Origin of the sequence: Wolbachia endosymbiont of Anurida maritima, assembly GCF_042182995.1 — a bacterium.
Classification (GTDB): Bacteria; Pseudomonadota; Alphaproteobacteria; order Rickettsiales; family Anaplasmataceae; genus Wolbachia.
Map to the genome: position 1 here is coordinate 166389 of NZ_CP102058.1, position 14524 is coordinate 180912.

Annotated in this window: 16 protein-coding genes and 1 tRNA gene; 11 read left to right on the forward strand and 6 right to left on the reverse strand. The window is 33.9% G+C overall.

Translation table 11 applies throughout. The annotated features are described in order from the left end of the window. Nucleotides 1–5 precede the first annotated feature (5 nt). The 4 genes from trxA to NOX90_RS00990 all read right to left on the reverse strand — a co-directional run bounded on the left by trxA (nt 6) and on the right by NOX90_RS00990 (nt 1789). A complete protein-coding gene (gene trxA, locus NOX90_RS00975; protein ID WP_353274316.1) occupies nt 6–329 on the reverse strand; it encodes a thioredoxin in 324 nt (107 codons plus the stop codon). A gap of 100 nt (nt 330–429) precedes the next feature. Beyond that, nucleotides 430–1050: a ribonuclease D gene (locus NOX90_RS00980; protein ID WP_375604205.1), complete on the reverse strand. Its 621-nt coding sequence runs from the start codon at nt 1048–1050 to the stop codon at nt 430–432. An 82-nt stretch (nt 1051–1132) separates the two neighbouring features. Continuing rightward, the gene (locus tag NOX90_RS00985) at nt 1133–1504 is read right to left on the reverse strand and encodes an IS1 family transposase (protein ID WP_375604570.1); all 372 of its coding nucleotides are present in this window, start codon (nt 1502–1504) and stop codon (nt 1133–1135) included. A 129-nt stretch (nt 1505–1633) separates the two neighbouring features. Next, nucleotides 1634–1789, reverse strand: a complete 156-nt coding sequence (locus tag NOX90_RS00990) for a hypothetical protein (protein WP_375603647.1) — start codon at nt 1787–1789, stop codon at nt 1634–1636. A gap of 186 nt (nt 1790–1975) precedes the next feature. Between NOX90_RS00990 and NOX90_RS00995 the strand changes: the two genes are divergently transcribed. From NOX90_RS00995 to NOX90_RS01005, 3 genes are all read left to right on the forward strand, one after another. Further along, nucleotides 1976–2048: transfer RNA gene (locus NOX90_RS00995), tRNA-Gly, on the forward strand. A gap of 443 nt (nt 2049–2491) precedes the next feature. Further along, the gene (locus NOX90_RS01000) at nt 2492–2902 is read left to right on the forward strand and encodes a transposase (protein WP_375604206.1); all 411 of its coding nucleotides are present in this window, start codon (nt 2492–2494) and stop codon (nt 2900–2902) included. Further along, nucleotides 2847–3434 carry a transposase gene (locus tag NOX90_RS01005; RefSeq protein WP_375604207.1) on the forward strand — a complete coding sequence of 196 codons (588 nt, stop codon included), beginning with the start codon at nt 2847–2849 and terminating at the stop codon, nt 3432–3434. The genes NOX90_RS01000 and NOX90_RS01005 overlap by 56 nt, the downstream gene beginning before the upstream one ends. Before the next feature lie 184 nt (nt 3435–3618). On the opposite strand, the gene trmB is transcribed toward NOX90_RS01005, so the two are convergent. Next, entirely contained in the window at nt 3619–4263 is a 645-nt protein-coding gene (gene trmB / locus NOX90_RS01010; protein WP_375604208.1) for a tRNA (guanosine(46)-N7)-methyltransferase TrmB, read from the reverse strand. Nucleotides 4264–4387: 124 nt separating this feature from the next. On the opposite strand from trmB, the gene NOX90_RS01015 reads away from it, so the two are divergent. The 3 genes from NOX90_RS01015 (at nt 4388) to NOX90_RS01025 (ending at nt 6738) form a co-directional block, all read left to right on the forward strand. Beyond that, nucleotides 4388–6040, forward strand: a complete 1653-nt coding sequence (locus tag NOX90_RS01015) for a 30S ribosomal protein S1 (protein WP_375604209.1) — start codon at nt 4388–4390, stop codon at nt 6038–6040. A 29-nt stretch (nt 6041–6069) separates the two neighbouring features. Further along, nucleotides 6070–6348, forward strand: coding sequence for an HU family DNA-binding protein (locus NOX90_RS01020; protein WP_250296565.1), 279 nt, complete (start codon nt 6070–6072; stop codon nt 6346–6348). Between the two features lie 72 nt (nt 6349–6420). Next, nucleotides 6421–6738: a cell division protein ZapA gene (locus tag NOX90_RS01025; protein WP_375604210.1), complete on the forward strand. Its 318-nt coding sequence runs from the start codon at nt 6421–6423 to the stop codon at nt 6736–6738. On the opposite strand, the gene NOX90_RS01030 is transcribed toward NOX90_RS01025, so the two are convergent. Further along, a complete protein-coding gene (locus tag NOX90_RS01030; protein WP_064125114.1) occupies nt 6716–6991 on the reverse strand; it encodes a succinate dehydrogenase assembly factor 2 in 276 nt (91 codons plus the stop codon). The genes NOX90_RS01025 and NOX90_RS01030 overlap by 23 nt on opposite strands. A 99-nt stretch (nt 6992–7090) precedes the next feature. Between NOX90_RS01030 and rseP the strand changes: the two genes are divergently transcribed. From rseP to NOX90_RS01055, 5 genes are all read left to right on the forward strand, one after another. After that, complete coding sequence (gene rseP / locus NOX90_RS01035) at nt 7091–8209, forward strand: RIP metalloprotease RseP (protein WP_375604211.1); 1119 nt, start codon at nt 7091–7093, stop codon at nt 8207–8209. A 7-nt stretch (nt 8210–8216) separates the two neighbouring features. Then, complete coding sequence (gene bamA, locus NOX90_RS01040) at nt 8217–10553, forward strand: outer membrane protein assembly factor BamA (protein WP_375604212.1); 2337 nt, start codon at nt 8217–8219, stop codon at nt 10551–10553. Further along, nucleotides 10554–11105 carry an OmpH family outer membrane protein gene (locus tag NOX90_RS01045; protein ID WP_375604213.1) on the forward strand — a complete coding sequence of 184 codons (552 nt, stop codon included), beginning with the start codon at nt 10554–10556 and terminating at the stop codon, nt 11103–11105. A 4-nt stretch (nt 11106–11109) separates the two neighbouring features. Beyond that, a complete protein-coding gene (gene fabZ / locus NOX90_RS01050) occupies nt 11110–11541 on the forward strand; it encodes a 3-hydroxyacyl-ACP dehydratase FabZ (protein ID WP_375604214.1) in 432 nt (143 codons plus the stop codon). Nucleotides 11542–11586: 45 nt separating this feature from the next. Then, on the forward strand, nt 11587–14460 hold the full coding sequence (locus tag NOX90_RS01055) for an FAD-dependent oxidoreductase (protein ID WP_375604215.1): 2874 nt from the start codon (nt 11587–11589) through the stop codon (nt 14458–14460). Nucleotides 14461–14524 lie beyond the last annotated feature (64 nt).

Sequence of the window (14524 nt, forward strand, 5' to 3'; positions counted from 1 at the left end):
GTCTATTAGCTTATTTCACTATCAACCCAACTTGGCAAATCATTTGTTGCACCAATTTTGCGTGCAATTTCCTTACCATCTTGAAATATGATTAAAGTGGGTATAGATTGCACTCCATACTTACTTGGCACTTCAGTCCCTTCATCTATGTCGAACTTGCAGATCTTAATCTTGCCTTTTTTGTCTTTAGCCAACTGTTCAATACGCGGCATTAGACTTTTGCATGGCCCGCACCATTCTGCCCAAAAGTCTATCAGAACAAACCCTTTATAGTCAGCGACTTCAGATTTGAAATTTTGATCATTTACCGGTGTAATATCATCACTCATAAAATACCTAAACTTAAAACGATTACTTGTAAAATATAGCGTATCAATTAGCAGCTAATCAACTAAATTCTTCTACCCTAAAGTATTTTGTACAAAATGATTACATCTGGTGGTTAAAGATATCCACGTTTTCCCACCCCATTAAATCCAACTCAATACGAGTAGGAAGAAATTCAAAGCACTTTTGGGCCAATTCTTTTCTATTTTCACGTTCCAGCATTAAGTCTAGCTTTTCCTTTATCCTATGGAGATATAAAACATCAGATGCAGCATAACTTTTTTGTTTGTCTGTCAAATTTTCATTTCCCCAATCAGAAGATTGCTGCTGCTTATTTAGTTTGGTATCAAGCAGCTCTAAGCACAACTCTTTTAAGCTATGATTATCTGTGTAAGTGCGAACTAAACGTGAAGCTATCTTTGTGCAATAGCACGGAAGTGCCCAAGTTTCCAAGTAATGACGTATTATGCTTACATCAAATCGTGCGAAGTGAAATATTTTAGTTATATTTTTATCCTCTAATATTTTTCTCAAATTTGGCGCTGTATAATCGTTCTTGAGTTGAACTAAGTGAGCGTTGCCATCATTAAAAGAGAGCTGCACAAGGCATAATCTATCTCTGCTATGAAGTAGCCCCATTGCCTCGGTATCAACAGCTATAGACCTTACATCATCTGGTATTGAACTAGCTGGCAAGTCGTCTTTATATAAAAATATTCCCATAAAGCTTTGTGGAATAATTAAAAACTTATGATAATCAAAAATGAGCCTTAAGTATACGAAAAGATCATAGAAGGGGTAGTCCTCAACAACTCATGATGAGGTTGTAGTGATGGACGAAATTCCAAATGGCACCTATATGGTTGCTTAAACTCTTGGAAAATGACAAAGTTTTTCTGACTAANNACCTTTGCCACATTGTGCAATTAAACCGCTCTATATANNGACCAGAGTGTTTATAAACTTGAAGTATTGCTGGAAAATTTGCAGTATAAGAGTCTAGTTTATCAGAAATAAAAGTAGCATTCTTGCTATATGCNNTTGTTTTGAAATAGTTTAGCTGCATCTTCACTGCCTCAACATGTAACCCAATTATCTGTCTGGTNNTCATTGCCAACCACACTTTTTTTGTCTTCTTACCAACAAAACTCCACATTTCGTCGCATTCTACTACTATTTTGCGTTTGTTGGTATTGACTCTATATGGNNCTCCTCAATTTTTTTTTACGTTGTTGTATTTTTTATTTACATAATTTTGTAAATGGGTTTCTGAGATTGCTGTAACTCTTCCGCTATAGAAATTCTTTCAACTATCTACTAAATTCCATTCTTCCTGTGTAATATACTTTTTCTTTGCATTTTCCACGAATTGCTTGCCACATTCTTTGCATTTATATTGTTGTTTTCCGCTTTTCAACTTACCGTTCTTAACGCACCTGCCGCTGCACTTAATACATTCCATTCTAGTATAATATTTCTTACCTTATACTAGCTTTTTTTCCTCAAGATATATTTATATCATGAGTTGTTGAGGACTATCCATAGAAGGAACCACGCAAATTTATGGGCTCTCACATTTTTCGTGTACACGGGGGTTTACAAATTGCTGTATATGCCTATAATTAAGTAAATTTAGGTTAATTTAATTGCGGGAGTAGCTCAGTTGGTAGAGCGCAACCTTGCCAAGGTTGAGGTCGAGGGTTCGAACCCCTTCTCCCGCTCTTTACTTTCAAAATCATTTCGTCAAAGATTCCTTGATAAGTTTTGCCAGCCCCCTTATTGTAGTGTTAAGGGTATTTTTTGGCGGATTACATAAAATTATAGCAGCTGCATATCTGGGATCCCGCCGCGAACCGTCATACCGCGATTCATTCGCGGTATCTCTTAACATGGATCCCTTATTTAACCGTCATACCTTAACATAGATCCCGCTACACGTAGCGGGATGACGGTTGTCAGGGTGTCATATCCAAGCCTCCTATGATGTCATGCAAGTAGCTGACACTAGTTCTCCTTTATGACGGCAGTGCCCCCTCTTGTCATCCCAGTGCCCAGAGGTGTCATCCCAGTCTGGGATGGCTTTGTTGCATCGCTCAAGTGAAAAGAACTGGCAGTTACTGACAAAATTCATTATAAATAGCCATTTAACTGTTGAAGAAAAAATATGCCACAAAAAATGAGAGTCAGTAACTGCCATGAATATAACAAATTTCTCCAAGAAAGAGGAAGCATTTTTTGTTATATCAATGACGCCATAGAAAATTGGTACGAGAATTGTCCAAAAATGCAGGGTGGCAACTATATTTATAGTGATAAAGTTGTGATTTTGGTGCATATAATCGTCAGTTTCTTTAGAATTGGTTTAAGACAAACAGTCGGGTTTATAAAAGGGTATTTGCAACAAATAGGAAGAGATTTGGCAGTTATCAGCTATTCACAAGCATCAAGAAGGTTTAAGAAACTTAATATTAAGATAAATGATTGCAGAATTGATAAAAATAATATGGAAGATATCGAAATTGCTATGGACAGTACAGGAATTAGTATATACAACAACACACAGCAAGGAAAATAGCACTGACAGAAAATATCGTGGCTATGAGCAAACGAGAAAATTGCACGTAATGTTGAATATAAACAACAAAAAAGCCATAGCTGTAAAATACAGTAACGGTGTCTACTCTGATCACTATGGAGCTTGTGATTTGCTAAAAGAAGTTGATTTTCAGCATGCCATAAAAGCACTATATGCAGATAGAGCATGTGATAGGCACAAGTTTTATAAGTTGTGTAACGAATATGATATAAAGACAAAAATTCCACCAATAAACAATGCGGCAGAACATCCAGAAATAGATTATATGTCTGACAGGAATGCTGCTATTAGGTTAATAAAATTATACGGTGAAGATGGCATGAAAGAATGGAAAAAAGAAGTAAATTATGGGAAAAGATCTTATATTGAAGGGTTTTTCTCAAGATTAAAGCAAATATTCGGATTTAGTTTTAGGAATAAATCTGAGATAAATCGAGAAAAAGAACTGAAATGCTATTTGCTTAATAAATTCACTGATATTGGTATGGCTAAATTTGAGATAGTTACATGAATTTACCATAAATCACCATCTCATAAAGTGTGATGCAACAAAGCCGTCTGGGATTCAGGATTTTGATTAGCACTAAGTTGGTGAGCATATAAGTGTTATGTTAAAATATAACGTTTTTAAGGAAAGTCTGGATCCCAGTGTCAAGCACTGGGATGACACCATTCTTTTTTCTACTTAGTTTGGGTTATGCAAGAAGTCTACTTACTTTAAAGAATCTCACTTTACGCTGATCTTTGAGCGCTCTTCTGTGGTATTTTGTAAGAGTATAACTTGTGAAATCATCTTCCCTATAGGTTAAAGAGTTACACTGCTTTATATGTGATGCTATCCACTCTGCATAATCCTGATGATCGGTTGCAATGGATATTTCCCCTGTTATAAGTATTTTTTTTGCTAATAAATTTAAAAATTCCTTATTAATTAATCGTCTTTTATTGTGGCTTCTTTTTGGCCATGGATCTGGAAAGAGAATAAAGAATTTTTCAACACTGTTGTCAGGAAAATTTGCAATCAATTCTCTTGCATCTTCTGTCCATATTAAAATGTTTTTTATGTTTTGTATTTCTATGTTTGTTAGCAAGCGAGAAACCCCCTTTAAGTAGGGCTCACATCCTATAAATAATAGATCAGGTTCATTAAGCACTTGGTAAAGCATATTTTCACCGTTGCCAAAGCCTATTTCTACCCATATTCTTTTTCGTGAATTTACGACCTTTTCTACAGATTCCTTGCTGTTTTGAATAGAATATCTTTCCAATATTTCATCAACATCCGGTTTTAGCCTGGACCTTCTGGAGAACGATCTAATCCACTTGCTATTCTTAAGCATACTCTTACATAACCTTACTTTTTATAGCTTAAACAATTCTCAAAGTGAATTAATAAGAAATTACTTGTCACTAATTGTTAATATTATATAATATATGAGTTCTCATAAAGTTTAAGTTAAAGGTATGAATAATAATAATCCATCTGTAAATTTGCCGGTTACTATCAGAAAGCTATCATCAAACAAGTTTATAGAAGAGATATTTCAAGGTCAATTTGAGGATCAGGATAATGTTTTATTTGAAGATTCTTTTATTAATAAAATTAAAGAAGGAGATGTGGTAGAAGGTGTAATTACAAGAGTGAACATTAACGACATCGTGGTTGATATTGGTTTAAAGTCTGATGGGAGAATTCTGATCAAGGAGCTCGGGTGTAATGATGAGGTTGTTATTGGTTTTAAAATTAAAGTTTATGTGGAAAGAATTGAAGATTATCATGGTAATGTTGTTCTTAGCCGTGAAAAAGCAATTAGAGATGAGAAATGGAATAAGTTGGAAGAATATACAGTTACAAGGGCTGAAGTAAGTGGAGTTATTAAACGCTCAATTAAATGTGGCTTTATTGTTGATCTTGGTGACGGAATAAGTGCCTTTTTACCGCTGAGTCATGTGGATTTGAAGCAAGTAAAAGACGCTAGGCACCTTGTTGAAACTGAACAAAAGTTCATCGTGCTTAAAATGGATAAGAAGCAGGGTAATATTGTAGTATCAAGAAAGCTGGTGTTAGAAAAATTGCACGCTGGTGAAAAAATTAAATTTTTAGAATCTTTAAATGAAGGCGATATAATAGAAGGGAAAATAAAAAGCATCACTCATTACGGTGTATTTGTCGGTATTCATGAATCAGATGTAGTGGGAGTTATAGATGGATTGCTACATATTACAGATATCTCTTGGAGTAGGGTAAGTCATCCATCTGCAGTTTTTGCTTATGGCCAAACTATAAAAGTTAAAATTATAAAAATAGATAAGGAAAATGCGAAAGTTTCCTTAGGTGTAAAGCAGCTAGAAGATAGCCCTTGGCAAGATGCAGAGTCAAAATATCCAGTTGATAGTGTGCATAAGGGTCATGTAACAAGTATAGAAGATTATGGATTATTTGTTGAGCTTAGACCTGGAATTGAAGGTTTAGTACACTCATCGGAAATAACTTGGGTTAAGAGCAATTTGCCAGTTAGTAGTCTTGTAACAAGGGGACAAGAAGTACATGTAAAAATTCTCAGTATTGACATTGCTAAGAATAGGATGAGTTTAAGCATGAAAAGGTGTATAGATAATCCTTGGCAAGTATGTGTTAATAAGTATCCTCCTGGTTCTATTATTTCTGGTGAGGTTAAGAATAATGCCGGTTCATATATATCTGTTGCTTTCAATGATTCTGAAATAGATGAGAACGTAGAAGGGACAATCTATGTGAAAGATCTAAGTTGGTCTAAAAATAGCTCAGATGAGATAAAGAAATATAATGTAGGTGATAAAATAGAAGCAAAAGTAATAAGGGCTAACATGAATCGGGCAAGAATTTATCTTGGCATAAAACAAATAGAGTATGACCCTCTTGAAGAACTAATAAAGAAAGTTGAGGTAGGCGATAAAATACAGGTTACTGTAGGTAAGAGAGAAGAGAATGGACTAGTCGTTGAAGTTGAGAACGATGTAACCCTTCTAATAGATCAAGAGCATTTACCGGAAAATAAAAAATTCTCTATATCAGAAAAAATAGAAGTTGAAGTATTGGGTGTTGAAGAATATAACATAGTATTATCTGCTAAGTGATAAGGTTTACTTATTTTGGCTTCATATAAATGGCAACAAAATCTGATATAATAGCAAGGGTAGCAAAAAGACATCCTTTTTTAGATAAGATTGTTATAGCAGCTATAGTTGATAGATTTTTTGGGATACTTTCAAGCACATTGAAACATCATAATAGAGTTGAAATTAGGGGATTTGGTTCTTTTTCAGTTAGAAGTTATAACTTGAAAGAAGTGGGCCATTTAATGTTACAGAAGTTTACAAAGAATCAATACTTTAAAACATATTTTCGTAGCAGTAAAAAATTGTCTGATTTGATAAATGAATAAAAACTTATACTATAAATAAGATAAAAGTAGGAATTTAAGTTTATACTGTACAATAAAAATTTTTAGCATCATATGCAAGTAGTAGAAATAGTTATACGTAATAACACATATAAAATATCTTGCGAAAGTGGGAAGAAGAGCCATTTATTACGCCTTGCTAATAGTTTTGACAAGCTAGTTGGTTCTGTATCTCAAAAAATTGGAGGTAAGGGTTCGGATGCATTAAATTTCTTACTTGCAGCACTAATTCTTGAGGATAAAATTTTAGAATTAACAAAGCGGTTGGATGAAGTCAATCAAGAGCGCGAAAATTATAAAAACGAGAAAAGAATAGAATATACTGAGGTGCTAGGTAAGGTAAATAAGATTATTGAGTGCATAAAGGATTAGCTTCAATAAAGCAAGCAATTAAATTGACTATCTGACTACTTAAGCCAGGAGGGAGGTTTGTTTTACGAGTTATGTAACAATATAATTCGTAATCATCAAGATCAACTATTTTTTCGTATTCGATTAGTTCGCTTAAGGAAAATTTATCAAGATATTTCAATGCGAAATGCCCTAAAAGTATGTCGGTTTCTTTGCAACCCCTATGCCAACTTCTATACATCAATTTTCTTCTGAGTAGTGAGGTATCTGTCATTACAATTAAACTTTTTTTAATTTAAAAATTAAATTAAACGCTTGTCAAGTAAGGTGTGTTTTAATATACTTAACATTTTATTAAGATCTAAATACACAGGTGGAGTTAATTTCGAATTTCATTCATCAGTTTGGCGATGGAATATATAGTTTTTTGTCATTTGCCTTGATAATTTCTGTTGTAGTGTTTGTGCATGAATATGGACATTATATCGTTGCTAAAGCGTGCAAAGTTAAAGTTGAATCTTTTTCTATAGGCTTGGGTCCTGAAATTTTTGGTTTTAATGATAAGTCTGGTACCAGATGGAAATTGAGTATTTTCCCACTTGGTGGCTATATTAAGATGCTTGGTGATGCTAATGCAGCAAGCGTTGCAGCTGATCAACAAAAATTGACTGACGAAGAAAGATTATATTCATTCCACACAAAGCCACGTCATCAAAAGGCAGCAGTGGTTTTTGCAGGACCTTTTGCAAATATGATACTCGCTGTTATAGCTTTTACAATATTTTTTAGTACGGCAGGCTATTATCGCACTCCACCTGTTATTGGAACTGTAATTGAAGGCAGTGCAGCTGAACAAGCTGGTTTGCTTCCTGGTGATACTATTACGCAAATTAATGAGAATGAAATAAAGTACTTTGAAGATATTTCACGTGTGATAATGTCGAATCCCAAGACGAGGATGGAAATTAAGTATAGCAGAAATAATGAGGAGCATAGAACTAGCCTGATTCCATTGACAGTTGAGGGTAGAGACGTCTTTGGCAACATAATAGAAAGAGAAACTATAGGGATTATTTCAGTCAATACATTAAAGCAGTCGTATTTTCTTGGGGCTGTGAGCTTATCAGTAAGTGAAACTTACCACAATATGTGCTTAACGATCAAAGCTCTCTTTCAAATTATTGTTGGTAAAAGGAGTATCAATGAAATAGGTGGGCCAATAAAAATTGCAAAGTACTCAGGGCAATCAGCTAAAAAGGGATTTATTATGGTTGTGTATCTCATAGCAATGATTTCAACTAGTTTAGCTGTGTTTAATCTACTCCCAATTCCACTGCTGGATGGTGGGCATTTATTTCGTTATATTATAGAAGCAGTTATACGTAGAGATTTAAGTTTGAAATATCAAAAATATGAAGCTACCTTTGGTGCTTTCATTTTGTTCTTGCTGATGGCAATTGCAATTTCGAATGATATTAGGAGTCTTTTTTAAAATAAATATGAAAAAGCTATTCCACATACTAATGATAATTTTTATCTCTTTTCCTACTCTACTTGTTGCTTTAGAAAATAAGGAAAAAACGCAGATAAAAGATATCAAATATATTGGTAATGAGCGAGTAAGCAATCAAACAATAGGTTTTTATATAAAATTGGAACCTGGTAATTATGTAAACGACGATGATATAGATTCGATTATAAAAGGTTTATATAAAACAAAGCTATTTGCTAGTGTTAATGCTTACATAGATGATAAAAAAAANTTAGTAGTAAAAATTCAAGAAAATCCACTAATTAACAAGATAATATTAAAGGGTAATAAATTATTTAACAGCAAAGAGCTGCTAAATAATGTAATTCAGTCAAAATCGCTAACTATTTTTACTGAAACAAAATTGCAAAACGATTTAGTGAATTTAGTCACTACTTATAGAAATAACGGTAAGATTAGTGTTAAAATTGAATATGACCTGAATAAGCTTGATGGCAATAGGGTCAATCTAATTTTTAAAATAAAAGAAGGCAAAACCTCTAAAATCAAGGATATAAGATTTATAGGCAACAAAAACTTTTCTGAAAATGAGCTAGAGCAAGTTATCAAAAGACATAGTAATGACATATTTAGTAAATTATTTAGAGCCATTTTTAAAGGCGGAAATCATTATTCACCGCAATATCTATTGATTAACACAGAATTGCTCGATCATTTTTATTCATCTAAAGGATATATTCAAAATAATATTCAACCAATTGTTGAGGTTAACAATAACAATCAAACAGAGTTAACTTTTTTGATTGACGAAGGACAGCAGTATTTATTTGGAAATAATGAGGTTAATGTTGAAACTGAAATTCAGGATTTGAGCTTAAAAAAAGAAATATTAGATTTTATAACAGAGGAAAACGATAAGATATTTAATAGAGTTAAAATTAATAATACAGTAGAAAAAATAAATAAATATTTAAATGAGAAAGGATATATATTTGCAAAAGTTAATCCAGAGTATGCACAACGTGACAATGTTGTAGATGTAACCTATAGAGTGCTGCCGGGTAAAAAGATTTATATAAATCAAATTACAATTGATGGTAACGATCGCACTTTAGATAAAGTGATCAGAAGTAAGCTAAGTGTAGCAGAAGGTGATGCGTACAATATATCTGAGATTCAAAAATCACGTAAAAAACTAATTAGTAGTGATTTTTTTGAAACAGTGAAAGTAAATAGTTACGCAGTTAATGACGATGCAGTAAATCTTGACTTAAATGTTAAAGAAAAAAACACTACTTCGTTGTATTTGGGAGGCGGTGTGTCTCTTCCTGGTGGAGCATTGATTAAAATTGACCTCAAAGACCGTAATTTATTTGGTACTGGAAAAGAGCTCTCTTTTGCTCTTGAAAAAAGTCAATACGCATTTTCTACTGATTTAGAGTTTGTTGAAAGTAATTTTAACGATTCTGATACGTCACTAGGCATGGGTGTATTTTATGAAAAACAAGATAAACCAAACACTACTTTTGATAGTTGCGATATGGGATTTTTTACAAAGTTATCATATAAAGTCACAGAGAACTTAACTAATTCCCTTCGCTATTCTTATAAGTATAATCATATACACATGGATAATAAGGGTGGACAAGACGCCGATATCTCTGAAATAATACTGGACCGAAAAGGTGAACATCAGATTTCATCAGTGGGATACACGTTGGCATATAATAAACTGGATAATCTATATGCCCCAAAAGAAGGGTATTTACTGCGCTTAAGTCAGGATATTTCAGGATTGGGAGGAAACGTGAATTTCCTAAAATCTGAATTCTTATCTTTTTATACGCACCCTATATTAAGCAAAATTGACGATGATATAACGCTGCGCTTTAAGATGGCGGCAGGTCATATTTTTTCTTATACTGATGAAGATCTAAACATTGGCCAGCACTTTTTTAAAGGGGGTAATGAGATTAGAGGGTTTGACCTTTCTGGCATTGGACCAAGAGCAGAAGACAAAAATAAAAGCTCATTGGGAGGCAAAACTTATTTTAATCTAACACAGCAAGTAGATTTCCCACTACCAAAACTATATGACTATGCTGGTATCAAAGGCTCATTATTTGTTGACTATGCAACACTTTTCGGCTTAGATGATAAAAATAAGAAGTATGAAGGGAAATACTACGATAGCAAGCTTGTGAGAGTGTCACCAGGTTTTGGCTTTTCAATGCTTTCTCCTTTTGGTAGACTTAGACTGGATTTCGGGTTTCCTTTAGTAAAGGAATCTTATGATATAATACCATCACCAAATGTTAAATTTTCTATTGAAGCGGGGATTTGAATGAAATATATACAGTTATTTATATCAGTTATTGCCTTAATTATTTCCTTATTTGTGGGGTATAAGTTTATAGAATATCGGCCTCAGAACATAAAAGCTGCAATTATCGATAGTGACAAAGTCATCAATGAATCTCTTGCTCTGCAAAATATACAACAACAAATAAAGGAGCAGAATTCTAGATTACAACAAGAATTTGAAGATGAGTTAGAAAAACTTAAGCCATCAAAAGAAGAATTTGACCTTTTGTCAGAAGAAGCAAAAAAGGAAAAGACAGGACAATTTAATAAGCACACTGTAAATGTTAGAGATAATTACGCTAAAAAAATGTTACATTTAGAAGAAAGCTATAGAGACGCAGTAGAGAGTGTTTTTAACAAGATAAAAGAAGTTGCTAAAAAAATGGCAGAAAAAAACAACATAGATTTGGTAGTATTTATTTCAAAAAAGAACCAAGTTTTATACTCCACGGATGAAGTTGATTTATCAGATGTGGTATTAAACAATATAAACAAGGAAATACCTGAATTTGCTTTAAAAGGCATTGAGTAGGCTTATGCAATTTAATATCAGTGATATTATAAAAATATTGCCACATTCTTATCCGTTTCTCTTAGTAGATAGAGTTATAGAGTGTGATCCTGGTAAAAGTATAAAAGCAATCAAAAATGTGACTTTCAATGAGCCATTTTTTATTGGCCACTTCCCTGGTCATCCAATAATGCCAGGAGTTTTGATAATTGAATCTCTAGCTCAGGCATCTGCTATATGTGTTCTAGGCAAAGAAACAATAGAAAATAAAGTTGTTTACTTGAGATCCATTGAAAATGCAAAATTCAGAAAGCTAGTTACTCCAGGGGACACATTGATTCTTCAAGCTAACATTCAAAGTGTGTGTTTAGGTGTACACAAATTTAGGTGTATTGCATCTGTTGGCGAAGAAAAAGTTGCAGAAGCAACAATCTCAGCAGTACTGCAAAATAAATAAAATCTTCATCTGTAAGAAACAGCATGTACACTTTATAGTATAGCAATGAAGCTGAATTTCAAAATCTCATTTTCGAATCTATATACTCGTGATGGATTAATAAAATTAGATGAGACATTTTTGAATTATATTAAATCATGTGATGAAAGCTTGTTTTGTTCATTAATTGAAGCAAGAGAAAAAGCAGCTTCTTCTTCGATGTCATCCCAGTGTCACCCCCCGTCATCCCAGTGCTTGACACTGGGATCTAGAAAACAAGAAGGACGGATTCCAGTGTCAGCTACTTGGATGACAGATAGTCAGTTAATAATAGACCTCTCATATTTACTTGATGGATTTATTGCAAAACTTTTCAATATTGAAAAAGAAATAGAGGAGCTAAAGAAAAAGCACAACAACTTTGCTCTAATATATAAATGCAAAAGGTTATTTGTCCAACGCTATGCATTGAAGAAATACACTGATATAGCAAATATTGATTATGTTACCAACAGATTAAATAGTTTCCTTACTTTGCCAACAACAGAAAAAAATTTTGCTGAGCAGGTGATGCATTGGTTTGAAAATAAAGAGGATCACAAAGAGGAAATAGAACTTGCAGCACAATATGCAGCGTGGAGAGTGAAAAATAAACAGAGCATATTATTTAGCATACATAAAAAAATTGACCACGAGAATCTTATACAATTTTCTAAAAAAGAAGTGGACAAAGTTGAAGTGCTGTATTCAAATGAAGTAAAAAGACGATACGGTTTTGACCTAACAAGTGAAAAGGCTAGTTTAGATAAAGCATTGGATAATGCTCACTACTGCATATTTTGTCATAAGCAGAACAAGGACAGCTGCTCAAAGGGGCTAATTAATAACGACAATACCTTTAAACAGTCCCCACTAAAAGTTGAACTGCATGGCTGTCCACTAGAACAGAAAATATCAGAAATGAATCTGGTGAAAGGCGAAGGATACAGCATAGCAAGTCTTGCAATTGTGATGATAGATAATCCGCTATGTGCAGCCACTGGGCACAGAATATGCAATGATTGCATGAACTCGTGCATATATCAGAAACAAGAGCCTGTAAATGTGCCAATGGTTGAAACAAAGATTCTGGATGATGTGCTCAGTTTACCGTACGGATTTGAAATATATTCTCTGCTCAGCCGTTGGAATCCTTTAAATTTTCAGCGTCCATTGCCAAGAGGAAACACTGGAAAAAACGTCCTAGTTGTAGGCCTTGGTCCTGCTGGTTTTAATTTAGCTCATCATTTATTGAATGATGGGCATAACGTTATTGCCATTGATGGACTAAAAATTGAGCCTTTGATCGATAATCTTCAGCTAATTAAAGATTTTGAACACGAAAAATTGAGTGAACGCATGGCAGGAGGGTTTGGTGGGGTGGCAGAATATGGTATTACTTCTCGGTGGGATAAGAATTACTTAAAGATTATTAGATTACTGCTGGAAAGACGTGAGAATTTCGCACTTTATGGAGGCATTCGTTTTGGTGGCACGATTAATGTTGATGACGCGTTCAACTTGAGTTTTGATCACATTGCCTTAGCACTTGGCTCTGGTAAGCCACGAATGATCAAAATAAAAAACATACTAGCTCGTGGAGTACGCATGGCATCTGATTTTCTGATGTTGTTACAACTGACTGGCGCTCTTAAATTTGATTCTATAGCAAATTTGCAAGTTCGTATGCCGATAGTTGTCATAGGTGCGGGGCTTACTGCGATTGACACTGCCACTGAAGCTTTAGCGTATTATCCAATTCAAGTAGAAAAATTTCTTCTTCGTTATGAGATATTAGTTGATAAGTATGGAAAGGACTGTGTTGAAAAAGATTGGACAGAAGAAGAACACAAAATTGCAAATGAGCTCATATCGCACGCAAAGTTGATCCAAGCAGAGCAAGAGTTAGCAAAAAAAGAGAATAAAGAAATAAAAATATTAGAGTTAATGCAGAGCCTCGGGGGAGTGAAAGTTATATATAGAAAAGAGCTAAAAGATTCACCAAGTTATCGATTAAATAGCGAAGAGGTGCAAAACGCATTATCAGAAGGGATTTACTTTATTGAAAACTTAGAGCCAGTTGAAGTTGTGACGGATAAATATAACCATGCTGAATCAATAAAACTGATAGACACAAAATCCGGCGAAATCAAACGTATAAAAGCACGTTCTATTTTTATAGCAGCAGGTACTGAGCCAAATACAGTTATTGCAACAGAAGATAAAAGGCATTTTAAATTAAGTAATGGGTATTTTACTCAATTGAATTCATCAAGAAAAGAAATGGATCCAATATTTTCTCCTAAGATGCGAAATAAAGACAGAATATTAGTATACAAGCAAGGCAATAAAACAATTAGCTTTTTTGGTGACCTTCATCCTTCGTATAGCGGCAGTGTCGTGAAAGCTATGGCAAGTGCTAAGAACGGCTACCCTATTATTTCTCAGCTTTTGAGTAGAGTTAATAGCTTCGTTTCTGTCATTCCAGTGTGTGATGTTGTGGGCCAGAAAAAAAATGCGTGGTCAAGTGTTGAAGACCTGGCTAATGAAGAATTCTTCAATAGAATCAAAGAGCAATTCACTGCAAAAGTCATAAAAGTTCAATATTTAACAGATAAAGTGATAGAAATAGTGATTAAAGCACCTCTTGCGGCAAAGAATTTTAAATCTGGACAATTTTTTAGGTTGCAAAATTTTGAAACCAATAGCAGAAAAGCCAATAATACAAACCTTGCTATGGAAGGTATAGCCGTAACCGGCACTGAAGTAGACAANAAAAAAGGAATTATTTCCACTGTTGTGCTTGAAACTGGCGGCTCCACTAATTTATGCAGACACTTAAGAGAAGGTGAGCAAATAATTCTTATGGGTCCAACTGGCAGCCCTACTGAGGTTCATTAAATCTATTTTGTATTCATTATACCACAATGTATATTATTTATTAATAAATCTACACTACAATAAC

Excerpts from the sequence above, each read along its gene's own strand:
- NOX90_RS00980 (WP_375604205.1), bottom strand. The coding sequence starts at position 1,050 with ATGGGAATATTTTTATATAAAGACGACTTGCCAGCTAGTTCAATACCA.
- NOX90_RS01025 (WP_375604210.1), top strand. The coding sequence starts at position 6,421 with ATGCAAGTAGTAGAAATAGTTATACGTAATAACACATATAAAATATCT.
- fabZ (WP_375604214.1), top strand. The coding sequence starts at position 11,110 with ATGCAATTTAATATCAGTGATATTATAAAAATATTGCCACATTCTTAT.
- trmB (WP_375604208.1), bottom strand. The coding sequence starts at position 4,263 with ATGCTTAAGAATAGCAAGTGGATTAGATCGTTCTCCAGAAGGTCCAGG.
- NOX90_RS01020 (WP_250296565.1), top strand. The coding sequence starts at position 6,070 with ATGGCAACAAAATCTGATATAATAGCAAGGGTAGCAAAAAGACATCCT.
- NOX90_RS00990 (WP_375603647.1), bottom strand. The coding sequence starts at position 1,789 with ATGGAATGTATTAAGTGCAGCGGCAGGTGCGTTAAGAACGGTAAGTTG.
- NOX90_RS01030 (WP_064125114.1), bottom strand. The coding sequence starts at position 6,991 with ATGACAGATACCTCACTACTCAGAAGAAAATTGATGTATAGAAGTTGG.
- NOX90_RS01000 (WP_375604206.1), top strand. The coding sequence starts at position 2,492 with ATGCCACAAAAAATGAGAGTCAGTAACTGCCATGAATATAACAAATTT.
- NOX90_RS01015 (WP_375604209.1), top strand. The coding sequence starts at position 4,388 with ATGAATAATAATAATCCATCTGTAAATTTGCCGGTTACTATCAGAAAG.
- NOX90_RS01045 (WP_375604213.1), top strand. The coding sequence starts at position 10,554 with ATGAAATATATACAGTTATTTATATCAGTTATTGCCTTAATTATTTCC.
- trxA (WP_353274316.1), bottom strand. The coding sequence starts at position 329 with ATGAGTGATGATATTACACCGGTAAATGATCAAAATTTCAAATCTGAA.